This is a genomic window from Occallatibacter sp., assembly GCF_049582745.1.
GTDB lineage: Bacteria > Acidobacteriota > Terriglobia > Terriglobales > Acidobacteriaceae > Telmatobacter.
On the sequence record NZ_JBAUUO010000031.1, the window covers coordinates 25,913 to 51,692 of the forward strand.

A 25,780-nucleotide genomic window follows, 5' to 3' on the forward strand; every position below is an offset into this window, starting at 1 on the left:
GTTTCTTCATACACTTGTTGATACTTCGGGCCCTGATCGGGTAGCACCAAAACGACGTAGCGGGCCTATAACCGGCCACTCTGACCTTTGCCGAAGGTTCGCCGTCCCACTCTCAATCTCCCCGCGGGGGCTTCTGAGCGACGGATTCCTCCTGGCTATAAAGAAAATAGCCTGCTGCAGCGTCGGCAATCTCTCCGATTGCATGGTAAGTACCACGAAGAGCAATTCAGCACCCGCGGCCACGTTCAGTTTGGAAGACGGAACTTGTGGCCAATTTATCCTTGCAATCCCCGAACTTTAGCGAACCGGCGCCACTGAAACCCGCCACTTTCGGCCAGCTTATGATTGGAGGTCCGGCCAAATTATGCCTGTAGTAACAGATGAGACACCAACCTCACTGCGCATTCAGAAGGCGCGCACATCTCTCATCCTGGACCATCCCTTTTTCGGCTCGCTGCTGTTCCGGTTGAAAGGGCGCGAGTGCCGATCGGTTCAAACGATGGCCACCGATGGAGTGTCGCTTTTCTACAACCCAGATTTTGTTGAAACCCTGAACGCGGCGACCCTGGCCGGAACCTTGGCTCACGAGGTCATGCACCCGGCACTTCACCATCACGTGCGCCGGTCCGGGCGCGATCCGAAACGTTGGAACCAGGCTTGCGACTTCGCCATCAATCCCTTGCTCGTTGACGCAGGCCTCTCGCTGCCCGACGGCGTGCTCATCGACAACCGTTTCCGCGGGTTGAGCTCGGAGCAGATCTACAACCTCCTTGAATCGGAATCGGAGACAGAGCAAGACTCCGGCAAAGAGGGTGAAGACGAAGAGCCAAGGGGGGAGGAATCGAAAGACGAGACGCCCCCTGGTGGTGATTCAAACGAACCTTCCGCTCCCGTTACCGAAGGCGGAATTGGCCAGGTCCTCGATGCGCCACCGCCGGACGAGGAAACCCCAACCATCGAAGAACAGGCGAGAGAGTGGAATGTGGCGGTCAACCAGGCCACAACGGTTGCCAGGCAGGCGGGCAAGGTTCCGGCCGGTCTCGATCGGACACTAGAAGGTGCGGCCGAGGCTTCGGTCGACTGGCGTGAGATGCTACGCCGGCTCTGGTCGGATACGATACCGGCTGACTATAGCTGGATGCGCCCTAACCGTCGCCATGTCTGGGCGGGTCTCTACTTGCCAGGAGTGATACGCGAGGGCGTTGGGGAGATCGCGATCGCCGTCGATTGTTCCGGTTCTGTGAATGCCCGGCAACTGAGGCTCTTCGAGGCCGAGGTGCGTTCGATTCTAGAAGGCCAGCGGCCTCAGCGTGTCCATGTTCTCTACTTCGATTCAGAGGTGCAGAAGGTGGAGACATACGCTTCCGGCCAACCGGTTCACCTTAACCCGGTGGGAGGCGGCGGCACCGAATTTGGCCCATGTTTTGATTGGCTCGATGAGCACGGAATTCTGCCGCAGACCCTCGTCTTTCTGACAGATCTGTATGGCTCGTTCCCAGAGTCCGCTCCCGCGTATCCCGTCCTGTGGGCTTCAACTGGGAGTCAGAAGGCCCCCTTCGGCGCGGTCATTCCTATGCAGGCTGCCTAGTCTTAAGGGCCGAGAGCTCGCCGTGCGTCCTCAGTGGCAAACGCAAATCTCGATTTCACCCACTTTCTTTCGATGAATGCCCCAAATTCCTTTTCGGGAAGGAGGATCTCTGTGGATCAGATCTATCGCATTTTCACGGACGGCTCCGCGATCGGCAATCCGGGCCCGGGCGGGTGGGGTGTCGTCATAATCCAAGGAAAGGAACGTTGGGAGATGTCGGGCACGCATCCCTGGACGACCATCTCCGAGATGGAACTTGTCGCGGCGGTCCAGGCGCTTCGGTCGGTTGAAGGCCGAGCGCGGATCGAGCTGCACTCAGACTCCGAATACCTGATCTATGGAATGCGCGCATTTGTCTCCCGCTGGCAGCGCCAAGGCTGGCGAAACCGGCGCGGAACCCAACTGCAGCACCGCGAATTGTGGACGGAACTGATCGAGCTGAACACAAGTCTTCCCATCCGATGGAAGTGGATCAAAGGTCACAGCGGGCATCGCGACCAGAGCCGTGCCGACGAACTGGCATATGAAGCCGCCCACTCTCTCTATTTGCAACAGAAGGTAGCGGCATAATGCCGGCGAAGAATTCAGATCGTCCGAGAAGGAGATATACAGATGGCCTCGATTGCGGAAGGGAACTCTCTGTTTGAAATCGACACCGAGCTTGATTTGCTCCTTGAAGAAATTCAGGAGCAAATCGAGTGTGAAGGTCAGGCCTCTGAGGAACTGACGGTCCGGTTCCAACAATTCTGTGCAGCACACGGTGAAAAAGTGGACAGGATCGGCCGCTTTGTGCGCATTATGGAAGCCCGAGAACAGTATTGCCGAAGCGAATCCGCGCGGCTTGCTGACCGGGCCCGGGCCGCAGCCGGCAAGGTGGAGCGAACCAAGAACATGGTGCTCTACTACCTGCTCAGCCGCGACCTCAAAAGGATCGAAGGCTACCAGTTCACTTTGCGCGCGCAGAAGAACAGCCAGGATTCAGTCCGAATTACCGACGAGGCCGCAGTGCCGAGGTGCTATTGCAGGATTGACGCGCGGATTGACGGAGTTATCTGGGAAACAGTCGTCTCGCTACTCCCAGACGAACTTGCGAAAGCTTTGGAGTCATCGATTCAAGAAGCTCGACCGAATTCTGACTCAATAAAAGCAGCTGCGATGCGTAATGAGCATATCCCAGGGACGGAGGTGCGCCGGGGTGCACATCTGAGAGTGGCCTGAAAATGGCATGGGGTATCACGCGAACAGACCGTCTCTGAGACTCTGTCTATTCTTCGGATCGTTGAGCCAAAGACAGACTGCTGAACAAGCGACGGCGAACACAAGTACACCCACCCACATCTTTGTTCCGCCGCCGAGAATCTTCAGACCATGTGTCACGTCCGCTGCATTCATGTTGCTTCCTCCTTGTCTTCTTCCACTCAACGTCTGCTTGTTGAACCCATTGTGGGGTATCGCGCCTATTCTCCGTCACGATGTTGTGACCAGTCAGGATGAGTACCTCCCCCTTTCCATCTACCTGTGGCCAGCCAGATTTCGTAGAAGAAAAGCCAGAGTGAGATCCAGGGCACGATCGTGTTTGCAATGTACAATCCTGCATACCACTCGCCGAATGTATAGAGGCAGAGACTATTCCCGGGATACACGTGCGGCAGGCGCTTGTGATCTGGGTGGAGTTTGAGTTGCGGCTCGAGCACATGCACATCGGGGCGCTGGGCCAGAGTGTATGCAATTTCGACCGTGTAGACGTCACTGAGTTCAGTGGGCTGCAATGTGCCGCGCCATACGGCTCGCTGCCGGGAACTGGTCCTGGTCTCAAACTGCGGATGGGCAGCAAGAAGTCGGTGGCCTTGCAGAGCAAGGCCCACGGCCGTCCGCGGAAGATATCTATTTCGCGCCATGGAACGTGTTCACCGGAATACGTGCGACTCCAGAGCCGGCGCTGATCACGCCAGCGCTCGTGACGCTCAGCTTTTTCTCAAACCGAGATTCATGCAAGCGCTCTGCCCGCTTCTCAAGGACAGTCTTCACCGGCTCGCCGAAAAGACGTTCAAGTTCAGCATTCTGATTCCCGCCGGCCAGGAGGAGGGCATCCCAGCGGCGAGAGAGTTGCTGGATGCCTGCCTTAAAGCCACGATAGGCTTCCTCGTCGTCGTCCCAGCGCTCGCTGAGATCTTCGAGGATGTTCGAGGGGTTGATAACCTTCAAGCGGCGCCCTGCAGCCTCGGCTGCGCGGACAGTCTCAAGAATCCCGTGCAGGATTGACGCAATGGCTTCGCTGACGGAACGTTCCGCTCGATATGCATCAGCGGCCAAGGTCGTCAGTACGATCGAGATGGGAGCGGGATAGGGAGCTTCGGCGTAGTGGATGTCCCGCCAGCGCTTAATCAGCTGTACAGCCAATTGGAGAGGTGATTTGTCTTCGACTGCTTCGAGGGCGGGTAAAGGCTCTGCGCTATCAGCCGCAAATTTCCTGACGGCAAGCGCGCTCTTCCCTCGGAACCATTTGGCGTAACCAATCGGATCGCTCGCCTTCCAGGACCTCGTGTCGCGGTCAGGAACCTGGATGCAGGTGCCGCCCGCGTCGTGATCCTGGCAAGCCGGCAGGAGGTCCATGTAGAACTCGTTGGCATAGGTAATCCGAACACAGCGGTTCTTCAATGAGACCATTTCGCGATAGATGCCGTGCTGCTTCAAATGGCCATAGAGTGCTTGGAGCAGTTTGATCGGTTCCACGAGCGCATGGGAGAGGCTCAGCTCGCAAACGAAGTCGAGGTCATGAGGCCCGGTAATCGGACGGACCGTGGTACCGAGGCGCATGGACCCTTGCGGGTAGATGCGTGGCCGAAAGGGGCTGAGAGGGCTGCCCTCGGCTTCGAGGACCTCGCTGACGGCGTGGTAGCGTTCATCGGCCTGGTCATGTCGATACGGGGGTAGCTGCAACTCTTCACAGATTTCAAAGAGAAGCATATCTAGCTGATTCAGAAAGTACTTATTAGGACCAAATGGAACTGTCGCGACCGCCATGTACAGAACCTCCACCCCGGGGAAGCGAATTCTTGGCTTCTACCAGTGTTTGATATTAAAACTACCACAGAGTTATTTTACTTGACAAGTGTTCGATTTGCGCTCTATGCTATCCATATGAAATGGAAGGAAATAGGGCGTACTGGAGGCTGCAGATGAATATCGACCGTCAGGATCTCGGCCGACGCTTGCGGTGCGTTCGAGAGAGCAGGCGTTATACCCAGGAGGACATCGCGGGGGTGTTGGGAATCTCGCGTTCTGCGGTGGTCCAGATGGAAGCGGGCAACCGCTCGATCGACAGCATTGAGTTGATGAAGCTTTCGAAGGAACTTGGATTCGATCCAGCGGATCTCTTCTCTGAAGAGTTTCACGAGGAACAGAGCCCGGTTTTCGCACTGTTTCGGAAAGATTCAGAACTGGCGAACGATAAGGATCTGACCCATGCAGTCTCGCAGTGGTCGGGATTGTGCCGCCAGTTCACCACCTTGGAAAAACTGACTGGCGCCGACAGGAGCTTTATTGCGCCGGTTTTGTATGAGCTGCCGGCGCCCCGCAACAAATGGGAAGCCATACAGCAAGGCAACATCATCGCGGATTATGAACGGAACCGGTTAAAGCTGGGAAACGCGCCCGTTCAGGATTTGCCCGAGATCATCGAGAGTCAAGGCGTGCGCGTAGGCGTTCTGCCGCTCGACGATTCGATTTCCGGGCTGTTTCTCGCGGACGGTCAAAATGGTCTCTCCATTCTTGTGAACGCTCGGCATAGCGAGCAACGTCAGTCGTTCTCCTACGCCCACGAATATGGCCACCTGTTGTTTGATCGACAGGAGCGCGGCACTGTCAGCCGTCTCAATGATCGTGGGGAGGTCATGGAAGTCAGAGCCAATGCGTTTGCAGCGGCGTTCCTCATGCCGGAACCGGGAATTCTCAAGTTTCTGTCCGGGGTTGGAAAGAACCTGGATTCACACCAAGTGCAGGAGGTTTACGACGAAGAAGGGGGAGCCATTCAGGGGCAACGGAGACGTGAGGCCGCACTCGCTACCGTGCAGTTCTACGATGTCGTTCATCTGGCCTCGTATTTTGGGGTCAGCTACGATTCCGCATTGTGGCGTCTAAAATCCCTGAAACTCGTCTCCGAGGACGAGCGTGCGCAACTTGCAGCGCAAAGCGAAATTGCGCGAGAGTTCCGTCGATCTTTTCTTGATGCCAATACTCCGAGGGTACGGAGAGAGGGGCAGTTCCAGCACAAGTTGTTCATGCTGGCTCTGGAGGCATATCGGCTGGGCGAGATCAGCAAAGCAAAGTTGAAGGAAGTTGCGAGCGTAGTCGAGATCAATTCAGAACATTTGTACGACTTTATAGCGTCGGTTGAGGCGAGTGACGACACTGCTAGACCGGCGATGGTGCAATGAGGCCTGAAGAATGGGAACTGATACCGCGTGTGACACCTGTATCTTAATAAATTTCGCACTGGTGGACAGGATGGATCTCCTTACGACGCTCACGGAGTTCAAGCTCTGCATTCCGGAGGATGTTTGGGCTGAGATCGAACGGCCAGACCTGCGCCAAATTGTCGAACAGCATCTCCGCAATGGCCAACTTCAGTTGGTGAGGCTTGATGCGCCGGAGGAACTAGCCCTGTTCGCAATTTACAGCCAAGTTCTCGGAAAAGGAGAAAGTGCGTGTTTAGCGATTGCTGAGAATCGAGGCTGGGCCATCGCCACGGACGAGTCAAAGGACAGAAAGTGGCAACGGACAATCGCAGACAAGAAACTGCGAATCATCAATACCCAGACATTGATACTGCGATCCATTAAGGCAGGAAGAATTACCGTGCAACAAGCGGATGCGATCAAAGCGACGCTCGAAGTCAACCGGTTTCGGCTCTCAATTAATTCTTTTGCCGATTTGCTCTGAGGAGGAGATCATTGATGCCTTGGAAACTGCGAATCGATCCCAATGGACCGCTCAGCCACCCAAAAGCGCCCAGGATGCCGAGAGGGCCCCGTGGTCCCCGTGCGCCTCAAGCGCCAAAGGCCCCACGACCACCAAAGCCGCCTGCACCTCCCGGATACAGGCATTACTGGTCCGATAAATAGGTGTTTCGGGCGCTCCGACAGAAGCGGCAATTCAGAAAGCGCCGATCCCTGCACAGGAAAATACTATGCGACGGATACTTGCCATAGACGGTGGCGGAATTAAAGGTGTCTTTCCTGCCTCATTTCTTGCGGCAGTCGAAGAAACTCTCGGTCTTGAGACCGTGGGTCGGTATTTCGATCTCATTGTGGGAACGTCAACGGGGGGAATCATTGCACTCGGCTTGGGTCTTGAGATTTCCGGCAGGGATATTCTTGCTTTCTATGATGGGCATGGCCCAGCGATTTTCTCCGGCTCTCGGAAACTCCGAGGGTATCGTTCCTGGTTTCGATCAAAATATGATCCTCTCCCTCTGCGGAAAGCGCTGGAGACTGTATTCGGAACCAAGAGGCTTGGTGACAGCACCCGGCGCTTGGTAATTCCATCGCTCGACCTCGCGAAGGCGGAAGTGCACATCTGGAAGACCGCTCATCATCCCCGCTTCCAAACTGATTACAGAGCGTCTGCCGTGGATGTCGCGATGGCGACCGCCGCGGCGCCGACGTATTTCCCGACACATCGGCTGGCTTCCGGTATACCGTTGGTTGACGGTGGGACCTGGGCAAATAACCCTATCGCTATTGCTGTTGTGGAGGCGATTGGAATTCTTGGATGGTCTCCAGATGAGCTACGGGTTCTGAGTATCGGATGCACTTCGACTCCATTAAGGTTTGACTGGGGCAGAGCACAATCTTTGGGAAAACTTGGATGGGCGAGTAAATTCGTCGACGTGTTTATGCTTGGCCAATCCTCGGGAGCAATGGGAATGGCGATGCACCTGGTCACCAATCGCGAGAACATCTTTCGCGTCTCTCCCGTGGTGGGGCCGCAATTCACTCTGGATGATGTACGACTCATCCCCACTCTGAAAGGGTTGGGCAGTGCGGAGGCGCGGCAGTGGCTCCCGAAACTGCAGACAACATTCTTTGAGCAACCAGCGAGCGAATTTGCGAGTCTGGCTGGCTCGAAAGAATCCGCGTGAAGTAGAGTTGCGAATGGCAGTCGAGAACTAATCCTGTACGCGACCTATCAGCAGGCCACATTCGTAAGGAGATATGTGATGGCGACCGACTGCACGAGCCCTGTAACGACACTCGGAGACTTCATCCATTGCGTAAGCGAGATGCGCAAAGCATGGGGACTGCCGAAGCACAAAGAACTCTGGTTTCGCGGCGAGAGCAAGGACTTCGAGGACACGATCCTGCGTCCGGAGTTGTACCGTCCCGCAAAAGTCGATAACGGAAAGCCGCTCCCGTTGAAGCCGATCAGCAAGCTCCTGGCGATCGAAGATGACCTGCACGATGAGTTCATGCGCAACGCTGTTGAGCATGAGAAGGAGTCCAGCGAGGACTGGGACTGGGATTCCTATTTCCTGATGCAGCATCACGAAGGTCCCACGCGCCTGCTCGACTGGTCGGATGGAGCGTTGATCGCTCTTCACTTCGCGCTCCGCAACAAGAGCAACGACAAGCATGATGCGCGCGTATACGTGCTCGAACCGTACCGCCTGAACGAACAACTCAAAGCCCTGCCGGATATGAAGCTGGCCGAAGACGCATGGGAGGCCTATGCCCAAAAGCGTCCCAACGAAGGCTATGATCCTAGCGCGTGGGAAGACTCCTACCTGCCGGTGTCGGAAGAAGACTTTGCCGAGGTTCCCGTTCCGCGTCCGCCAATGGTGCTGGAGTTCCCGCACATCACGCGCCGCATCGCAGCACAGCGTAGCCGGTTTATCGTGTTGGGCACGGAGCCGAACTGGATGCAGGATGAGTTCAGGAAGACGGACTCAACCATCAAACTCATCACCATTGCCGCTGACGCGCGTGCCCAGCTTCGCCAAGACCTCAGAGACTGCGGGATTACCGAGTCGGTAATCTACCCAGACCTCGACGGCCTAGGACGCGAGATGAAGCAGTTGTGGGAAGACCGCCGGGTAGCGCCTGAAGAGAACGCCTAGAGGTGTGAGATGAGCGGTGCGATCAAAGGGGCGTTTGCACACGACGGAAAGCTGTTCCTGCGCAGCGAGTCGGGCCTCTACACGGTGCAGGATAACGGGAAAGAACCCAGGGACTGGACATCGGAGCAATTCTCCGGTGCGAATGAGGGCCTTGAGGCGTTCCAGGCGTTCTACTTCGACGAGGTCCACGAGATGGTTAACATCACCAACATCCATGGTCAGGACAGGCAGGATCTGACGGATGCCATCATGGTCATGGTCCTAGAGGGACTGTTACCTGCGTTCGACGAACTGCGGTCGATTCGCCTGTACAAAGACAAGCTGCTCCCTGTCCTGAACCGCAAGAAGCACTACGAAAACCTCGCCAGAGTGCTGTGGCACGGGTACAAGGACCTCTGGCCGAAAGTTGCTGGCCTTCTCGGTTATAACATCGGCTTCGTGTTTCAGCGGGAAGCGAACTTCAATCAGGGTCTGGAGGCGTTCGTTGCGCAGAATCAAAGCCAGCTTCTACTCGATGTCCGTGAGTTCCTAACCCGACAGCGAACCAACTGGCAACAGCACCTAGCGACGTTCCGCAATGACTTCCTGGAACATCGGAACGCAGAGGTGGCGGCGACGGTGGACAGGTTCTACGATCCAAAGTGGGCCGACGCGGTGTTCATTGCGGTGTGGAGAACCATTGCTGAACTGCTCTCGACGTTCCTCGAATCACGATTCATGCCTAATGTCTCGATTGCCCGGGCTGAACAACGGCTAGTGCCTGGTCGTCCGCGGATGTGGCAGACGTTCCTTTGCGATCCTGCAGAGAGACAACCGTTCACGAAGATCATTGTGTAGTAGCCGGAGGTAGAGATGGAAGAGACAATCGCATTGGCCGCCGACGGATGGGGCAAGCTGAAGGACGCTTTCAACGAAGCATGCGAAAGCATCGACGTGCGTCCGCACCGCTACGACCTTGAGTGCGTTGAACCTGATGAGTTCCACTTCGAGGTGAACCGACTCATGGGCGGATTGCGAACGGCTGCCTTGTCATTCCAGTTTCAGCAAATGCCTACGCGCATCTACTGGACGAACCACCTGAGACGGAACGTAGACCGGGAGGGCTACCTCGACCTGGGCACGGCCGGCAAGCATGTGACGTACGGCATGGGCAGGACTGGTGTGGTCCTGGGCGACTTCGTGGCGCGGAAGATGATGGACCTCGTCAAGGCGTAAAGCGCCGCGGCTTCACAGAGATCGTGAAGTGCTGGCGATAAGCTGACAGCGCTGAAGAACGGAGGAACACGATGAGCTACAAGGAGCACCAACACATGACGAAGCTTGCATCCAGGGGGGGGGTTGTGTGCCGAGGATACTCACGCTCTCTCTAGCACTGCTCGCTCTGTGTCCCACAACCAGCTTTGCCCACCCACAGATCCTTGGTCCTTTGGTTCATGACTGAATTCTAGTCGGTGCGGGATACGACGCAGCGTCGGGCTGAGGGGTGGTGCTCAATCGCCTCTGCACCGGAGAAGGTGAGGTAGAGAGGCAGCGGCGGCCCGATTCTCAACTCCATTGCGTTGTGCGATATTACAATACCCGTCGGAATTGTCCAGAATCTGCGAGTGCGGCGAAAAAGCGGTTAATGCGCGCTGCAGCAGCAATGGATTCGAATAACACTCCGATCTCCACATTTCGCTCCTGAGCCGCTTCCGTGAAATTCGCGGATGAGACGAATACGCGGTGGCCGTCCACTACTACGCACTTCGCGTGCATAGATGCACGTTCTGTCCAATCCAGTTCCAAACCTCTTGAGTCGTAAAAGACTTTAGGTACCCGCGAGCTTTGCGGCCATTCTTCGCTTCGGAAGCGGTCAGCGAACCGCCGGACAATCTCGTCCGACGTTGAAGTGTCGCCAGGCTTTCGAGATATGTCCAGAAACATCCGAACATCAAGCTTTGGAAGTTCATCCATTCGGTTTGCCAGTTCACTAAACAAACGCCTACCTTGGTAAATCGCATATCCAGCGATCAGCACGTTCTCCTGAGCATTGCGAAAAAGATCACTAACGACGACGCCGGTGTCACGGCGTTCGGATCCGGCTAATTGCGGTCCACTCATCACCAGCTGTACTGCGTCGTCTAGCTTCGAAGTATTGACCTGGCAATCCGCAACGAGATCCAGCGCATAAGATATCCCGGCAGACGAATACCCGATCTTAGTCATTTCTTCGATTGCAGCTGCGACCTGATCGACAATCGGTTCTGATACATAGCGGGAGAGGGCGGGCGCGCTGCAGGGGGAACTGATCCTTCCTGTTCGGAACGCACTCGCCAGCGCTCTCAGTTCATTTGGCGAAAGTTGGAACAGGGATTCCCTCATTCGTCAGTGCCTCCGAAAACAACTCTGCGCCATTTCCCTGGACGGTCCGGACCACCAGCGAGCGGTCGAGAAAGTCATTCTGTTGCTCGCAACTCGTCTCGGAGATTAGGAGGCAACCATGGCAGGCGGAACCGTGTAGGAACCTGTGTTCATGTGGACTTGCTGGCTCGTGCTGCGCACAGACAGGGTCATTCGAACACAGGATTCCCAGTTCTAGTGCGCTCCTCACGACTTCGTGGATTTGCCTGCCGAGTTGGACCAGTCCACCCAGCGTTCCCTCAGCATCGGATGAGCCGGTGTACAGCAGCACGCCAAAACCTATTTCCGGGATTGCGTAGATTCTCTCGCGAATCGAGCTGGCAGGGTATCCGCACTTTAATGCGACTGCGGTAAGCAGAAGATGCGAGAACGAATGCATCATGTAATAGGCAAGACTAATTGCTACGCGCGCACTGGATGAATGCTCCTTGCGCCATTCTCCAAACCCTCTTTGCAGTTCCTCAGCACGTTTGCTTACGGCATCCTGATTCATCCAATTCTTCAAATAATCCCTGTCGAATTGGAGGAAGATTCCTTCCCCGCGGTTCTCGAAGGCTGGTAACCAACTGACCTCACGGGCAAGCGCTGCACGTTTCACCCCGATATCGAGTTCCCCTTCCAGGTCAGGCGCAGCGGACTCAAAACGGGTGAAGCCCACTTGCGCCACGACCTCTCGCAATCGATGTACCAGAACAACGCGCTGAATCGGCCTCATCCAGGGTACGTCCCAGAAGTGCCGGGGAAGATTGCGGGCGAAGAAGACGCCATCAGGTCTGTCTTCGCCGATTTCATCCTTTGCCGATATCAGCGTTTCAAGTTCCGCTACTTTGACAGACTTTTCGGTTTTTGCGGCGCCTAGGTGCCTCGAATAGACCTCAGCCAAAACCTCCTCGTCAGTGAGCCCCTCCAGTCCATCCCTTACTGCCGATTTACGTCTTTCGTGCTTGAGATCGTCGAGATTCTGCACAAGCTCCAAGTGATCCCACATCTTATCGACTGCTCGACGGATCGCTTGATCGCGGTCAGGCAGAGAGATCACACTCATGATTTGAGGAAAATAGGCATTGGAAGCCGAACGGATTAACAGACGATTCGGCTCACCACAAGATTCTTTTGTGTGGAAAGCTCCGAGCCACGGTCTTGGTCCATCGCACGCGCCAAGAGCTTTGTTCGACAGGACCGCAGCTTGCGCCAGACTGCGTTCAGCCTTCCCGCAGTCGCAGCGAATATAGATTTCTTGCAGGTCGCCTGTTGTTCCTCGTTCGTCTATGAAGAGCTGGCGGCCCTGCAGGCGACATTCGGAAGGTCCGTTGTGAACAAACTCATACCAGTCGATATCGGCGATGTGGCCCGCCCTGCAAGCGCGAACGAAGCGCACCGGAACAACGGCTTTTCGCTTCTTGTCACGGTCGATGTACTTTCCTTTGGTCAGGGCCTTCCTGTGTACCAAGAGTCGGCTCCGATGCTTCTCGCCGTCGCTGGCTTCGGATCCTTGCACTATGAACCATTCGGGAAACTGAAACCCGGCAATCCCACGTTGCGGTGTTGTCGGATCATTGCTGGCCGGCGGTGGTGTGCGGAGATCGATTGAAGGCACATTGAGGATCGTCGCCAACTTCCGACTCAGGCGCGGTTCCGAGATTGCTTCGCCGCCTGCCGTCCAATAGTCTAGCCCGGCGATGAGCACAGAATGATTCGGCAGATCCATCATGGAGCCAGGACCAAACGTCGTGACCAACTGGCTCAGCCGAATTTCGCCTTGTGGTTTCGCTGTGCCCTTCATGACGCTTCATCCTCCACGTCGATGTTGTCCAGTGTCTTCACCCAGATGTTCACGCTCTCCTCAACATCTCGCAACGAGCGATTCGCTCGAAACTTCATATTGACGTGTGTAGGTTGAAGATTCTTGAGGTCAGGGTCGAGAAAATCGTAGAGAAGCTGTTTCGCACCGCCCGCCTCGTTTTGGTTGTATTGCAGGCCAACGCCAGACATCGCAAGATCCTGTGCTTGCTTCGCCCATGAATCCAGCAGATCGGCTCCGCGATCCCGCACTCGTTGCCGCAGCCGTTCGAGTTCGTCCGGAGGCAAATTCTTTGAATGTTCTCGCGCTCTGTTCGCGAGCGACTCCACGGCCGCATCGAGTTGGTTGCGCTCTTTAAGAATCGCCTTGGCTCCAAGAGGCGGAGTCATCGAGCGGTATCCCTGTCGGACCAGACCCACTAAAGTCGCAGCTAGACCTTTGTCGAGAGATCGCGGCGAGAAAGGCGTAACGCTGGTCGCCTCCACGCTGCGATAGAAGCTCTGGTGATACGCGGTGAATCGCTCGTAGTGTGAACGGTCTCTTGGCTTATGCACGTTGAGAATCGTAACCACAAGTCCGGGCCGGTCCGCATCGCGGCCCACGCGGCTGGTAGCCTGGATGTATTCGGCACTCGACTTTGGCTGACCGAAAGCCACCATCAATCCGAGCCGGGTTATGTCCAGTCCCACGGAGATCATGTTGGTGGCGATCGCCACGTCCACATGCTTTTCATCTTTGAAGGGAAGGGCCAATCGGCGTTTGGCCTCTGAAACTCGAGCGGTATCGATCCGGCTCGTCAACTCGACAGGCTCGTAGTCAATCCGGCGCCGATCGAACAATCCCGACGTCTCTCCGATACGCTTTCGGTCCGCGTACCCTTCCAGCCGGTTGCGCACTTCATCCTCAATGAGCCGGCGTGCGCCGCCTAATTCGCGAAGACTATTGAAATACCCAACCAGTGTCAGATAAGGATCAGCTGGGTCTTCGAGACCGGGCGACTTTCTCTTCGTTCGGTATTTCTCAGCAACTCCGAGCAGCGCCAGGTATACACGCAACATGGCGACCTTGGGGCTTCGCCCCTGCGCAGCGATTCCCACGTAGAGCCGCGCATTGCGTTCACTGGATGGTTTCGTTTCCGCAAAGAAAGAATTACGGCGATCTGGGCCAGGTGGGGGGAAGATGTCTACCACCCCGCGATTGAATAGCGCCCTGATCTGGGTCTCTGCTTGACGCACCGTCGCTGTCGAGGCCACGATCTTCGGTCGAATCGTTTTCCCGTCTTTCTGTATCGCGCAAAGCTCATCTATCGCCGACTCGTAAAGCCCGACCATGGTTCCGAGTGGACCAGATATAAGGTGAAGCTCATCCTGAATGATCAAATCGGGTGGCTGCAGACGCTCAACGGGCATCTTATTGCCGAGCATCGGATCGCATGGGCCATAGAATCCCTGCTTGTCGTACCGTTCAACGCGACCGAAGAACGCCCCCACATTCCCAGTCCAAGGCAGGGCCGCAAACTTGTCTACCGTGGCGATCATGAAGCACGGCAGGCGGCGGTAGATTGGCTCGTCGACCGTAACGATTGGTAGTGGAATGCCTCTGCCGAACTTGCACTCTCGGTTCACGCAGGAAACGCGGAGGTCCGTGGGATGGTCGCTGTTCGGCTTTAGCTGGAATGAGTTCTTACTGAATTTCTTGCCACACCACGGGCATTCTTCAAGTGGAATTGGCGAGGGTCGGCTATCGTCGTCCAAGTAGCGGAGGGTGCGACTGCGAGCAGAGTTCGAATCATTGTCGCCTCGTTTCCCCATCCGGTTCGGTGTTGCTGCGCGCCCAACCCAAAGCCCGATTTCGAACGGCCATTCGCCAAGCTTCTCCACATTGTCCTGGCGTTCCAGCTCAAGGGCGCAAATCAGTGTTGCGGCACGGCTGAGTTGCTCGAAGGTAAGCAGTCTCAGGGTGTAACGCATCAGAACACTCAAGCCGGCTGATCCAATACCTGGGTTTCGCAACCGCCGGAGGACAAGCGTAAATGCGGCGAGACCAAGGTAGGCTTCTGTCTTGCCGCCGCCTGTTGGAAAGAACAAAAGATCGACAACATTTCGGTCATCGCTGCCGGGGTCCGCAATGGCTTTCAGGTTCATCAGCACAAAAGCCAATTGGAACGGGCGCCACTTCGGATTTACTTCGTTGACTGGTTTATCCAACATCACGCCCAGGCGGCGGCGAGCCGCTTCGGCCATGCATTTGTTGGCAATGCGGAAGGCTTCCAGACACTCTGGGATGGCGAGCAGATCAATCCCTGCCTCAATACGATCGGCGGCGACGTTCGCGCGCACTATCAGTTCTTTGCCTGTGGCGGCTCTCTTCGCCGGTGTTGCAGGGATCTCCTTCGCCTGCTTCTTAATCCAATCGCGATACTGTTCGACCAGCGGTCCCAGCTTGGCTTTCGCGTCGGGTCCGTCCTGAAGATCTGCAAGGCCATCCATACTCCACTCGACACCGGGAATCTCGGCGGGATCGACCTTTTCGACCTCGGCCATCGGTATCCAGCGGGTTCGGACAACTTTGCAGCAGACCCCGTCCTCTTGAATTGCTTCAGTTGCCACGTTATGGCCAACGGCAAACTCACCCACGTCGCGATACTGCAAATCCACAACCGACTCGTCCCAATCGTCGCTCGCCATCCCACGAAGATTCGGCCGCCGAAGGAACTCTGCTTCGCTTTCAAGTTCCAACTGAACCTGGAACACGAACGCCTCATCCCGTCGGTCGTCGGGCATCTCGGCGCGGCGGTTCACCACAAAGATAGAAAGGATGCGTGCGTCCGCGGGAAACTCGGCTTCAGCGGCCAGCAGCCCCACCGAACGGGAGAGATATGCAATCGCCAATCCGTCGCTGTTCGGGACTGGTTTCTCTTTCGCTATCCCATTTGCATGGGCGAGAGCGATGGAGACTGTTTCTTCCCGCTCGGTGCGTTCCCACTCCTCGAGCGATTCGGTGCGGCGGCGATAATCTCCCCAGCGAACACGAACCTTCACGTCGACGGCATCGGAGGGAACGATCACGCTGGCGCCGATGGAAGACGGAAAGAAGCGGGGCCGTGCCGCAGCTTTCTCCACCGGAACGTTCTCGTCAACTTCCCCCGTTTCGCCCGCTTCGTCTAATTCGTCTTCGGCAGTCTCGTCCTTGCGCTGCTCGGGTTTGGCGCCCAGCGGAACCAGAAATCCGGTCAGATACCAGCGCGAGGGTGCCTGGAGCAGCACTTCTTTCGGATCGCCGAGGCCTCGCCCTGGGCCAACCAGATCGATTTGAAGCGCCTCCACCAACTTTTCGCGCACAGCAATCGGCTTCATTTCGTCCGGCATGGGCTACACTTCCTGCTCTTCGGCGTTAAACAATGTAGGTTTCTCTGCAATCGTACCGCTCTTGGCGCCGTTCTTGCCGCGCGCGTGCTTTGGCTTAGCTGCCGTGCCATCTTCCCACGACAACAGCTGTAACTCTGCTTCGCGCCGCTCTTCTTCGGCGCGTTGGCGGTTCAGTTCGAGTAGGCGGGCAAGGACCTCGTCGTGGATCGCCTCCGGCCACTTGAAGCGGTACTTTTTCTTCTTCGGCCGGCCGTTGTCGTCCTCATCCTCTTCGTCGTCGAACTCAGGGATGAAGTCGCAGACGGGTTGAATATCCTGCCAGCGGTATGCATCCAGAACCGCGCGGTCCATGGCGGCGTGCAACTCGCGCAGGCGGACGATGTCGGGCGAATCCTCGTTTGGATCGTGAAAGCGGTTGTAGGTCTTGGTCAGGCCCTCGTCGTTGCGAACCATCAGATCGGCGCGGAAATCGTAGTATGCCTTGCCGGTTTGTTCCAGCGCTTCATTCGATTCGTAGCCCACGGGGAAGGGGAAGGTTTCGAAGCAGTCGGATGGCGTGTAGCGTAAGTCGTCCTTCATTGAAGAAGAGAAAAAGCGCGCCCACGTCTCATGCGATCGCGACTGCAAAGAACAGAATGCACCCAGGGTTGAGAAAGCGAAGATGACCGTTGAGTCTGCGAAAACATAGTTCGTTGGGAGAAATGCGAATGCTGCTTGTTGACCCACCCGGGATAGCGCGAGCACTTGGTGCGACCCGTCAATAGCCTCGTAGAGGTCCTTTGCAACTCGAGAAAACTGCCACCATTGTTCAAGCCGTTTGAGCTTATCCTTGCTTGGGGATTGATCATAAGAGGCTTTCCGCTCCGGAAGGACCCTCTCCTCAACGATTTTCATCAGATCGGGCCAGCTCCTCCTACATTCCTCCTCTGATCGTTGCCCGAAGTTGATTATGTATCGGTAGAACGCTTGTGCGGGGCTTGCGTTAAACTCTTCACCACCAATGTAGGGGAATATGACTGCTTGATTGCGACCATCTGCGCGTATCAACCTTCGCATTTCATCGGTCGACGAAGCAATTACTTGGGAATCAGTGTCGTCAAAGGTGAAACCCATTCCAACTACAACGCAACCTTGGAAGCTCTTGCCCGCATTCTGCCTAAGCTGCGCCGGATCATCGTTGCCACCAGCATGGAAAAGGTAGGCTGTGATTCTATCCACTGGTCGCCCATTGAGACTAAATGGCCCACGTAAGAAGCCTCGCGCGATGTGAACCACACTCACGACAACTGCTGCTTCTCCTGGCCACCTAAGTCTGTTCAAAGATCTATAGACTGTCCCGCCATGCCTGCAGATCCAACGCAAACCAGTCGAGCGAGTATCTCCCTGGCCGATCGTGTTTGTTGCAATCAGGCCGAAGCAACCGTCCTTCCGCAGCAGATTAAAGCTCCGCCGAAAGAAGTGCGCTACAAGATCAGCATTGCCGTGCGACTCCTCATGAACCGTCTTGAGCCAATCGATGTATCCAGTGGGTGACCCCATCGAAAGAGTGTCCCTTCCGGCGAATGGTGGGTTTCCAATCATGACATCGAATCCACCCTGCGGCTCTCCGCTCTCATTGAGCCGAAACACTTCCGGAAATTCCAGCTCCCAATGAAACGGCCGAATCCCTTTGGCCCCCGCGTACAGCTTCCGAACCGCCTCCTCGATTTTGGAGTTGCTCTCAAGGTCAATCACGCTGCGAACGGTCTTTTCCGTCAGTTCGCGCAAGCCCTGCCGTGCCGCCTCGCGCGCCTTCGGCTTTTCGGTCGAAAAGAACGCCGCGATAATTGTGTCACCAATGCGCCGCAACCAGCCGAGGTCCTCATCCACGGCCTCCAAATGCTGCTCCAGTTGCGCATATGGAATCAGGTCTCGCGCATCCAGAATCCGCTGGCGGTATTCGCCGATCCTCCGGAGACGCGCGCGTACCGTGTCCTCCAGAAAGCTTTGCTGAGCGTCAGTCTTATCCCAGTGGAACGCGGTGATCTGCTTGCGCGAGAGCCCCACGAGCGAATCACCCGAGCGCAGCGCGTGGTCGAGAAACGTAAACGGATGTTCCTTGGCAAGGGTGGCCAGCCACAGCGACAGCTTCGCCAGGTCTGCTGCCATGGGGTTCTTGTCCACTCCATACAGACAGCGCTGCGCAATCTGCCGCTGGGCATGGAGGCTTTCGTCCTCATCTGGCGGCAGGATCGGCGCCTGGTTGTGCGCGTGCCAGGCCCGCGATAGAGCATCGCCCAGTTGCCGGCAGGCCTCCACGAGGAAAGCTCCCGAGCCCATAGCCGGGTCACAGACCTTGAGCGCCAGAATCTGCTCGGGCGTCGGATTGCCCCCAAGCTGCTTCAGCACAGGCTCAAGCGCCGCCCGCACAATGGGCCCGGTGAGCGAACTGGGCGTGTAGTGAGAACCGGATCGCCGCCGCTCATCCGACGGCTGGAAGATCATCGCGCCCTTGGCGACAATCCCCGGTGTGACCGCCGAAGCAATCTTCCGATCGAGGGCCGTCATTAACCCATTGATGTCCGCCGCGGATTTCAGCGCCTCTGCGGCCTGACCAGTCACCTTCTGGTCGGTCTGGTCAGTAAACCACTTGCCACGCTTGTCTGGTGCCGCGCGAAGAAGCTCTTCCAGATTGATCGTGGTAGGCGCGCCGTGCCGCTTGACCGGCTTGATAGCGATCGAAGGGCCGGAGGCGACATGAAGCTCGAAGCCCATGATGGCCTCGTAAACGCTGCCAATTTGCTCGACGGCAAGCGTCCGGTAGCTGATGCGTTCACCATCGAGCAGCATGAGTTTTGAAAGCACCCGGAAAAGGACGCCATCCGGCACGCGCGGAATGCTGACGGGATCCTTGGGTGCGCTGCGACCTTCAAGAAACAGATAGCGATCTGGATCGAAAAGATAACCCTCGCGCGCCGGGATTCGCAGGCTGCCGTGGCTGCCGCCGCGGTAGATCAAACGGAACAATGTGAGCAATTGCGCCCACGCGCCAAATCGCTGATCCATGGTGTCGGGGTAGCGGCCATCGTCGATCCTGAGCCGCTCATAGAGGCCGGTGATTGAGTAATACTTCGTGAAAACCTCGTCGGATGAAAGCAGCCCGCGGTCTTCGGCATAGAGAATGAAGACCATTCGCAGAAGCGTGGTGAGCAATCCCCGGTATACGCGGTCGCGATCGGCGGCGAGCACATCGCGCAAAATCAAGCCGTGGGCCTGATCGTCGGCAGCCTGAAACCCGCGCAGCAACTCATAGAGCGCTTCGAGGACCTGGTTAGCAAGCTGCGTAGAGACGACGTTCTGGTACTTGCGGCTGTTTTCGAGAATCGCGGGCAGGCGCTCTTTCTTGGCGACACTGTATAGCCGCTCCGAATTCAGCAGCATGTGGAAGGCCGCGAAGATGGGCCGACCTGCGACGCTGAGCATTTCGGATAGCTTGAAAGTCGCGTATCCGCTCAGTTCCTTTTCTGGAGCGTAGACGAGCCGGATTTCCTGACCGTTGACGAGCAAACCGATGGGGACTCGCGTTTGCCGAAGCAGGCGTTCGAACTTGGCCTGCGGGCTCGCCTGCCAGTGCCGCGCATCGACATCTTCAGGATCGTCAAACCGCTTGCCTTTCGAGAGAACTTTGACGAGAAGAATCCAGCCGGGATTGTCATTGTCAGGATCGAAATCGCGCAGTGCGTAAGTGGGCACTAGCGTCTCGTTGTACTCGGGGAGGGCGACTTCGAATGACGCCGGGACAGGATCGGAACCTGGGGTTCCACAGAGATCGCTTGGCGACCAACCCAGCACATCCTGGGCGAAGCGCGAGAAATCGTCGATTTCAGGACTCGGATCACCCTCTGCGGAAGAAGGCATTGCTTCAAGAAAGCGCCGGTGGTCCGGGGCAGAGTTTTGATTCACCCGGAGATTCGCGTCGAGCATTGCAGGGATGGACACGACGAGGCCAACTGGCTGAACGTAGCCCAACCACTCCTGGTGCGCGAGTATCGCGGGGTCCTTCGCCATGGCCCTATCTCGACGCCGGCCACAGATACACAAGGCCGACCGGTTCAACTCTGGTGGCGCGGACTTCGTAAAGCCCGCGAATTCGTTCTGGCTCGCTGGTTAATTCGTTCCCGATTGAAACCAGCCGCTGGTTCCAATACCGACGATTCGACTCCAGTTGGCGCTTCTCGTCGTCAGGGAACGCCAGAGTCAACTGCGGTGAGCGATCATGGCGGTCAATCGTACCCACAATGTGCTTTTGCTGGAGTTCGAGGATTTCTCGCATGGCCTTCGATTCGGCGTCTGCGCGTTTCTGAAGCTTCAATGCGGCGTCAGCCGCGTACTCTGCAGCGCGTTTTTCAAGATGGGGCAGCAATTCTCGAACGTCCGTCGGCGCCGAGGTGAGCAGTTGGTGACGCACCACTTCAGAAACCCCGCGCTCGTGCTTTTCGAGCAGAGCGGCGTCAAGCAGATTCATCGTTTTGGTTTCGGCTTCACGGCTATAAGGAGTCAGCCCGCCTTTGCGGATTGCGGGATCTGTCCAACGCGCGGTAACCGGGACTAACTCTTCGTGCAAACGGGCGGCGCCGGGGCCGTAGAGCGAGAGCCGGCCAATGAGTAACACGCGGGGAACCGCGTCGGCAGTATGCGCGAGACAAGCACGAGAAAGATCATGGTGAACGAAACCCTGCGCGGTGAATCTGGAAAGCAGCCGTTGGACGACACGCTGCTCCAGGTGAAGTTGGACAACCTCATCTGTAACTACTCCGGGGTCCTCGAAGACAACGGGGCGAATCGGAGATGTGCGTCGCCATTCCCAGAACTTCTGGTCGCGTTTGCGCGGCGTGCGCAAGCTGTCCATCGTTTCCGCCCATGTCGGGTCGGCACCTTCGCGTTGGTCCATGACTGGAAAAACGCATTCCTGCCGATTTGAGCCGTCCCGCCCAGGCTTTAGAGGCTCCGCACCGAGAATCTGGAGCGCGCAGGAGATGGCGGATCGGAAATGATCTTTCGAGAACGCAATCGCTTCCTGCGAGTCTTCGAGAATTGTGCTCAGATTCTCAATCTGTTCCAGAAGCTCCGTTTTACGTTTTCTTGACGCCTCAAGCTCCTCCTCTACTGCCGCTCGCGATTCTTGGTCCATGTCGGTGGACTCAATCTCGCTGGTGAGAGCATCAATATCGCGTCGGCGGATACCGTACTTCATGAGCAGGTCGAGCTTGCTGTCGATCACCTGCGAGAGGCTGCCCAACTCTTCCCGGATGGTCTTCGTTTTTCGAACCAATGCTGCAAGAACCTTGTCCTCAGGCCTTTGTGTGTAGAAGAAGTAGCGACAGTAGACGACCGGGTTTGGTTGCAGCTTACGATCGATACGACCATTCCGCTGCTCCATGCGGCTGGGATTCCATGGAACGTCGAAGTGGAACATGTTCCAGCAGTGCGCTTGTAGATTCAGGCCCTCTCGGGCCGCATCGGTGGCGATGAGTATTCGGACCGGGTGTTTCGAAGGTGGGGCGTTGAAGGCGGCTTTAATTTCGTCGCGCTCTGCAGGCGGCGTAGGACCATGGAAGATTGCGATTCGCTCGTCGCCGCGGTCGGAGCCGGCGATCGCGGCGCTAAGTTGCTGGTGAAGATACCGCTTGGTGTCATCCCACTCAGTGAAAATGATTACTCGGAGGTCGTTCCACTTTGCATTGGAATTGCCCAGTTCCGAGCACATGTTTTCTTTGATCCACGCAATGAGCTTACGCATTCTCGCATCAGGCAGCGCGCGGCTGGACTCGGCGAGTTCCGTCATTTGCGCGAGTAGTTCCTGTTCCTGGGCGAACAACGTCTGCGCAGGACCAGCGTTGAACTGACCCATGGTCGCCTCGGAAACCGCGGCGATTTCCGCCTCTTCTTCGACGGTTAGCTCCTGTTCCGAAAACAACGCCCGTTCATCGTCGGGACCGACACTTTGCACTCGGAAGCTGAGCTTGGCGGTGGAAGTCGCGTGTGGCGCTTTCGCTGCAGACTGAGTTGACTCCCACTGTTTCAGAACAGTTTTCCTGTGGACGCGTAGCGTTCGGCTGAACGCTTCAATCGAAGAGAAGAGCCGTTGTTGCAGTCCAGAGAGGAGCAGTCCCGATGCGGTTTGAATTCTGCGAGTCTCCGTGCTGAGCCGCGCCTCGCGCTTCTGCCGGTATTGATCTAGGAGCGCGATAAGTCGCAATTCGGGAGCGTCTGCCGGCAAATTGGCGATGTTTTCCTGTACGACCTCTCGCTTCGGGAATCCATCGACGATCTCACGGAGGTCATCTTTCAGGCGGCGTACCATCACGTCATCGAGCATCCGCTTTGAGACCTTTACCCCACGACAAAAGCGTTGCGGATCGAGGATTTCAAGCAGAGCCGAGAAGCTGTTGGAATGGCCGTTATGCGGTGTTGCCGAGAGGAATAAACGGTGCTCAAACCGTTGGGCCAAGTCTCTAACGGCTCTTGTGATCTGAGAATCGATGGCGTAACGTTGGCCGCTCGACGGCGCCGCATGGTGCGCCTCATCCAGAATGAGGAGACTTCCCGCTCGAAAGGTTCCGAGCCAATCGGCCAGCGGCCCGGAATAAGCTGCATCGATCAGCAGGCGATGGGAGATCAGGAATCGTGAGTGAGTGGTCCAGGGATTGACGCCGAAACCTCGGTCCCGTCGAACCTTTTGGATATAGTCCTTGTCTAGGATTTCGAACTGCAATCCAAATCGGTTCTCCAGTTCCTCACGCCACTGGAGCAGCATCGAGGGAGGACAAGCAACGACGATGTCGCGGACCTTCTTCCGAAGAAGAAGTTCCCTGGCGATGAGTCCGGCCTCGATAGTTTTACCGACCCCAACATCGTCTGCAATAAATAAGTTCACGCGCGGAAGCAGAAGCGCCTTGCGCAGCGGTTCAAGCTGGTAGGCGTCGAGTCGGATTCCTGCGCGAAAAGGCGATTGCAGTAGCTTTGGATCAGTGGACGTGACACAGTTCCAGCGAAGCGTGTTCAAGTATGCGGCGAACTGTTGGCCTGGATCAAACCCACGGGAAGCGATTGCGTCCCAAGCCTCGGCCGAGAGCACCTCCCCATCGATCTCTTGTTGCCAAAGGACGGAAAGTGGCTGGCCTTGCGCGTCGTCGTCCACGCAACTGAGCTGCACCAGCGTAGAGTCGCCGGGGCCAACTGGATCGGTTACCTGTTCAACCAGGTATTGCCGCTGCCGGGCGCGGACTATTTGGCCAGCTTGCGGAATCGCGCTTGGAGCAGCCATATCTTTGCCACAAATTGGCGTCGCAAGCGGCTGTACCGCTCGGAGTTATTCTCGCCACGAGGATTCCTAATTATATCTCCGGTCATCCGCCGACCCACTCGAAGCGTCGAAGTCACCCGCTCCTGATCCCCAAAGCCCACCCTGGAGAGAACCATGAGACTCCGTCGAAACCAACTTTGCCCAATTCACCGCTCTCAATTCTGCTGCGGCAGGGAGGCAATCCCGAGAGAGAGGCGCCAGCGCCAACTGGGAGTCCGCCGCATTGACGATCCCCAACACCCTCGCGGATATCGGGAGATCCGTTCCAATGCTGAGATGCGGAAGCTGATGGACAGAAAGATTGTGGCGCAAAATGGCATCTGCGCCCTCTGCAAAGAACGGTTCACCGACTACGGCGACATCGTACCGGACCACATCAGCCCACGAGGGATGGGAGGAGCGTGGCGGGACGATCACCCCCACAACATCCAGGCTGTCCACTGGTGGTGCAATGGGGAAAAGGGATCGAGCAGAGGGTGACTTCGGCTCAGTGCGTTATCGGCCGCGAATGCACAGACTTGAGAACCGCTATTGCGGCTTGTCGTCTTCAGGCTTCGGAGGAATGAACTTCGGATAGGTCTCGCGCAGATACTTCCTACCGGAGCTTTGGCTGGCGTTGTAATTCAGGCGGTCCTGAAAGAATTTCAGCCGGGCAGTGCATTCCTCGATAATCTCGGACCAGGACTTGGCCCATATCGTCATGTTGTAGTTGCGCCTGGCATCTGCCTTGCTCTGGTAGACCACGCCCTGCGGCTGGTTTTCCATTTGGGATTCGAGCTGTGCCTGTTCGTTCATTTTGTTCGACAGCGCCCAGAAGGTCCAGTTCGTCCGGACGTTTTGGAATCGCTCGTCGGCTGCGACGGCGAAAGCGTAACTGCGCACCTGGCCGATTACCTCGCTCGTTATGCTCTGGGACGGACGCTTGAGTTCGATGACGAGATGATGCTTGCCCTCCGAAGGGTGACGTTCGAGGATTTTGGAGACGATGACATCCTTCTCTCCCTCGGGCTCAGGCGGGATGTTGGAGAGTCCCAAGTCAACCACGCCGGTCGATCCGTCTTCCCGCAGCACCGGGGTATCGAGATCAACGTCGAAGGCTACATTCTGCATGTGCTTTCGCAGCACATTGGTGAGAGATTCGTCGTTATTAACGAGGTAGAACTCGTCCCCGAATATCCACGTGTTGCGGGAAATGAGCTTATGAAGCTGCGAACGCTCCTTCAAAGTGGCGCGCGACTTCGGGTCATAGAGCAGGTATTCCAGGCCCTTGAGGAAGTCGAGCCGATCGGTCACGATCTTGGACGCATTAATCATGGCGATGAGCGATGTCTTCTGCAACAGCGCCGCGAACTCGTCCTGCTTCTCCTTGGGAAGCCCGACGACCTGCTCCAGGATGAAATTGAGCGAGGATGGATTGCTCTCCAGCGCATAGCGCAGGAGAGTGAAGGTGAGCTTTTTGCTGTGTGGCTTAGATTCCTTGAAGTCCTCGACATAAGCGTCCAGGTTGACGGCTACCACGTCAAAGACCTGCCGCTCAGTCTCCTCGACGATGTCTTTGGGCTCGCCGGCATAGGGGTAGATGTCCTCGTGCTTCCACTGCTCGACGACACCGGATGCTTTCTCAGAATCTCGCTGGAGAAAATGGCGGCGCATCTGCTCCTTGGCGATATCTAGAAGCTTCCTCAGATCGGTAAACTCCTCCAATTCAATGGTGCCGTTCTCCTCCATTTCTTCCAGCAGCTTAGAACGCAGGTAGGCGGTGAACTGGTAGCCTGGCGCATGGATCCCAGGCGGCAATTCACGCAACGTGAAGCCGCCCTCAGTGCACAGATACAGGCCGCGCTCAATATCGATATTCCATTCGATGATCGTCAGGGTCACTTCGTGGCTGCGGCCGTCCTCGGCGGTGAAGGCCGGCAGCGGATATGTGGTTCTTGTGTCTTCGAGGATGGAGGGGTCTACGGCGTCCCCATCGTAGGAGAGTCGCACCTGCGGATACTGCTTCAGGTACAGCGCGAAGTGCTTGTTCAACTCCGGGACAGCCTTGGCGCTGTCGAGCGAGGTTTGCTGCGATATCAGGTTGGTGAGTGTCGCCGTCGTCCCGGTCCCGTTGCGGGCGCTCGGCGTCTCGTCCGTAATGACGAACCGGCGCTTGTCGTCG

General features: G+C 56.7%; 19 protein-coding genes. 10 read left to right on the forward strand and 9 right to left on the reverse strand.

Features of this window, described 5'->3' with window-relative positions:
• The first annotated feature begins 364 nt into the window (after positions 1–364).
• From WCA10_RS03860 to WCA10_RS03870, 3 genes are all read left to right on the forward strand, one after another.
• On the forward strand, positions 365–1,588 hold the full coding sequence (locus tag WCA10_RS03860; RefSeq protein ID WP_472821174.1) for a vWA domain-containing protein: 1,224 nt from the start codon (positions 365–367) through the stop codon (positions 1,586–1,588).
• A gap of 111 nt (positions 1,589–1,699) precedes the next feature.
• The gene (locus WCA10_RS03865; protein ID WP_472821175.1) at positions 1,700–2,158 is read left to right on the forward strand and encodes a ribonuclease H family protein; all 459 of its coding nucleotides are present in this window, start codon (positions 1,700–1,702) and stop codon (positions 2,156–2,158) included.
• A gap of 42 nt (positions 2,159–2,200) precedes the next feature.
• Positions 2,201–2,806, forward strand: coding sequence for a siphovirus Gp157 family protein (locus WCA10_RS03870; protein ID WP_472821176.1), 606 nt, complete (start codon positions 2,201–2,203; stop codon positions 2,804–2,806).
• 15 nt (positions 2,807–2,821) lie between these two features.
• On the opposite strand, the gene WCA10_RS03875 is transcribed toward WCA10_RS03870, so the two are convergent.
• The 3 genes from WCA10_RS03875 to WCA10_RS03885 all read right to left on the reverse strand — a co-directional run bounded on the left by WCA10_RS03875 (position 2,822) and on the right by WCA10_RS03885 (position 4,612).
• On the reverse strand, positions 2,822–2,980 hold the full coding sequence (locus WCA10_RS03875; protein WP_472821177.1) for a hypothetical protein: 159 nt from the start codon (positions 2,978–2,980) through the stop codon (positions 2,822–2,824).
• A 65-nt stretch (positions 2,981–3,045) separates the two neighbouring features.
• A complete protein-coding gene (locus WCA10_RS03880) occupies positions 3,046–3,486 on the reverse strand; it encodes a type II CBASS E2 protein (RefSeq protein WP_472821178.1) in 441 nt (146 codons plus the stop codon).
• Complete coding sequence (locus WCA10_RS03885) at positions 3,473–4,612, reverse strand: nucleotidyltransferase domain-containing protein (RefSeq protein WP_472821179.1); 1,140 nt, start codon at positions 4,610–4,612, stop codon at positions 3,473–3,475. Before WCA10_RS03885 ends, WCA10_RS03880 begins: the two co-directional genes overlap by 14 nt.
• Before the next feature lie 155 nt (positions 4,613–4,767).
• Between WCA10_RS03885 and WCA10_RS03890 the strand changes: the two genes are divergently transcribed.
• The 6 genes from WCA10_RS03890 (at position 4,768) to WCA10_RS03915 (ending at position 9,920) form a co-directional block, all read left to right on the forward strand.
• Positions 4,768–6,024: a helix-turn-helix domain-containing protein gene (locus WCA10_RS03890; protein ID WP_472821180.1), complete on the forward strand. Its 1,257-nt coding sequence runs from the start codon at positions 4,768–4,770 to the stop codon at positions 6,022–6,024.
• Between the two features lie 10 nt (positions 6,025–6,034).
• Positions 6,035–6,529, forward strand: a complete 495-nt coding sequence (locus tag WCA10_RS03895) for a PIN domain-containing protein (RefSeq protein ID WP_472821181.1) — start codon at positions 6,035–6,037, stop codon at positions 6,527–6,529.
• Positions 6,530–6,776: 247 nt separating this feature from the next.
• On the forward strand, positions 6,777–7,730 hold the full coding sequence (locus WCA10_RS03900) for a CBASS cGAMP-activated phospholipase (RefSeq protein WP_472821182.1): 954 nt from the start codon (positions 6,777–6,779) through the stop codon (positions 7,728–7,730).
• Positions 7,731–7,808: 78 nt separating this feature from the next.
• On the forward strand, positions 7,809–8,705 hold the full coding sequence (locus WCA10_RS03905) for an FRG domain-containing protein (protein WP_472821183.1): 897 nt from the start codon (positions 7,809–7,811) through the stop codon (positions 8,703–8,705).
• 9 nt (positions 8,706–8,714) lie between these two features.
• Positions 8,715–9,542, forward strand: coding sequence for a hypothetical protein (locus WCA10_RS03910; protein ID WP_472821184.1), 828 nt, complete (start codon positions 8,715–8,717; stop codon positions 9,540–9,542).
• 15 nt (positions 9,543–9,557) lie between these two features.
• A complete protein-coding gene (locus tag WCA10_RS03915; protein WP_472821185.1) occupies positions 9,558–9,920 on the forward strand; it encodes a hypothetical protein in 363 nt (120 codons plus the stop codon).
• A gap of 354 nt (positions 9,921–10,274) precedes the next feature.
• Here WCA10_RS03915 and drmC read toward each other — a convergent pair whose 3' ends face one another.
• Genes drmC through drmD form a run of 5 tightly spaced genes read right to left on the reverse strand, consistent with a single transcriptional unit; the run spans position 10,275 to position 23,580 of the window.
• Entirely contained in the window at positions 10,275–11,066 is a 792-nt protein-coding gene (drmC, locus tag WCA10_RS03920) for a DISARM system phospholipase D-like protein DrmC (protein ID WP_472821186.1), read from the reverse strand.
• Positions 11,032–12,888, reverse strand: a complete 1,857-nt coding sequence (gene drmB / locus WCA10_RS03925) for a DrmB family protein (protein WP_472821187.1) — start codon at positions 12,886–12,888, stop codon at positions 11,032–11,034. The genes drmC and drmB overlap by 35 nt, the downstream gene beginning before the upstream one ends.
• Positions 12,885–16,274, reverse strand: a complete 3,390-nt coding sequence (gene drmA, locus WCA10_RS03930) for a DISARM system helicase DrmA (RefSeq protein ID WP_472821188.1) — start codon at positions 16,272–16,274, stop codon at positions 12,885–12,887. Before drmA ends, drmB begins: the two co-directional genes overlap by 4 nt.
• Before the next feature lie 3 nt (positions 16,275–16,277).
• The gene (locus tag WCA10_RS03935; protein ID WP_472821189.1) at positions 16,278–20,321 is read right to left on the reverse strand and encodes an Eco57I restriction-modification methylase domain-containing protein; all 4,044 of its coding nucleotides are present in this window, start codon (positions 20,319–20,321) and stop codon (positions 16,278–16,280) included.
• A gap of 4 nt (positions 20,322–20,325) precedes the next feature.
• A complete protein-coding gene (drmD, locus tag WCA10_RS03940; protein ID WP_472821190.1) occupies positions 20,326–23,580 on the reverse strand; it encodes a DISARM system SNF2-like helicase DrmD in 3,255 nt (1,084 codons plus the stop codon).
• A gap of 327 nt (positions 23,581–23,907) precedes the next feature.
• On the opposite strand from drmD, the gene WCA10_RS03945 reads away from it, so the two are divergent.
• Entirely contained in the window at positions 23,908–24,099 is a 192-nt protein-coding gene (locus tag WCA10_RS03945) for a hypothetical protein (protein WP_472821191.1), read from the forward strand.
• A 48-nt stretch (positions 24,100–24,147) separates the two neighbouring features.
• On the opposite strand, the gene WCA10_RS03950 is transcribed toward WCA10_RS03945, so the two are convergent.
• Positions 24,148–25,650 carry a hypothetical protein gene (locus WCA10_RS03950; protein ID WP_472821192.1) on the reverse strand — a complete coding sequence of 501 codons (1,503 nt, stop codon included), beginning with the start codon at positions 25,648–25,650 and terminating at the stop codon, positions 24,148–24,150.
• Between the last annotated feature and the right edge of the window lie 130 nt (positions 25,651–25,780).

Coding starts and splice junctions, on each gene's coding strand:
- WCA10_RS03870 (WP_472821176.1), top strand. CDS start 2,201: ATGGCCTCGATTGCGGAAGGGAACTCTCTGTTTGAAATCGACACCGAG.
- drmC (WP_472821186.1), bottom strand. CDS start 11,066: ATGAGGGAATCCCTGTTCCAACTTTCGCCAAATGAACTGAGAGCGCTG.
- WCA10_RS03885 (WP_472821179.1), bottom strand. CDS start 4,612: ATGGCGGTCGCGACAGTTCCATTTGGTCCTAATAAGTACTTTCTGAAT.
- drmD (WP_472821190.1), bottom strand. CDS start 23,580: ATGGCTGCTCCAAGCGCGATTCCGCAAGCTGGCCAAATAGTCCGCGCC.
- WCA10_RS03935 (WP_472821189.1), bottom strand. CDS start 20,321: ATGGCGAAGGACCCCGCGATACTCGCGCACCAGGAGTGGTTGGGCTAC.
- drmA (WP_472821188.1), bottom strand. CDS start 16,274: ATGCCGGACGAAATGAAGCCGATTGCTGTGCGCGAAAAGTTGGTGGAG.
- WCA10_RS03860 (WP_472821174.1), top strand. CDS start 365: ATGCCTGTAGTAACAGATGAGACACCAACCTCACTGCGCATTCAGAAG.
- WCA10_RS03890 (WP_472821180.1), top strand. CDS start 4,768: ATGAATATCGACCGTCAGGATCTCGGCCGACGCTTGCGGTGCGTTCGA.
- WCA10_RS03875 (WP_472821177.1), bottom strand. CDS start 2,980: ATGAATGCAGCGGACGTGACACATGGTCTGAAGATTCTCGGCGGCGGA.
- WCA10_RS03895 (WP_472821181.1), top strand. CDS start 6,035: ATGGGAACTGATACCGCGTGTGACACCTGTATCTTAATAAATTTCGCA.
- drmB (WP_472821187.1), bottom strand. CDS start 12,888: ATGAAGGGCACAGCGAAACCACAAGGCGAAATTCGGCTGAGCCAGTTG.
- WCA10_RS03900 (WP_472821182.1), top strand. CDS start 6,777: ATGCGACGGATACTTGCCATAGACGGTGGCGGAATTAAAGGTGTCTTT.
- WCA10_RS03905 (WP_472821183.1), top strand. CDS start 7,809: ATGGCGACCGACTGCACGAGCCCTGTAACGACACTCGGAGACTTCATC.
- WCA10_RS03945 (WP_472821191.1), top strand. CDS start 23,908: ATGGACAGAAAGATTGTGGCGCAAAATGGCATCTGCGCCCTCTGCAAA.
- WCA10_RS03910 (WP_472821184.1), top strand. CDS start 8,715: ATGAGCGGTGCGATCAAAGGGGCGTTTGCACACGACGGAAAGCTGTTC.
- WCA10_RS03880 (WP_472821178.1), bottom strand. CDS start 3,486: ATGGCGCGAAATAGATATCTTCCGCGGACGGCCGTGGGCCTTGCTCTG.
- WCA10_RS03915 (WP_472821185.1), top strand. CDS start 9,558: ATGGAAGAGACAATCGCATTGGCCGCCGACGGATGGGGCAAGCTGAAG.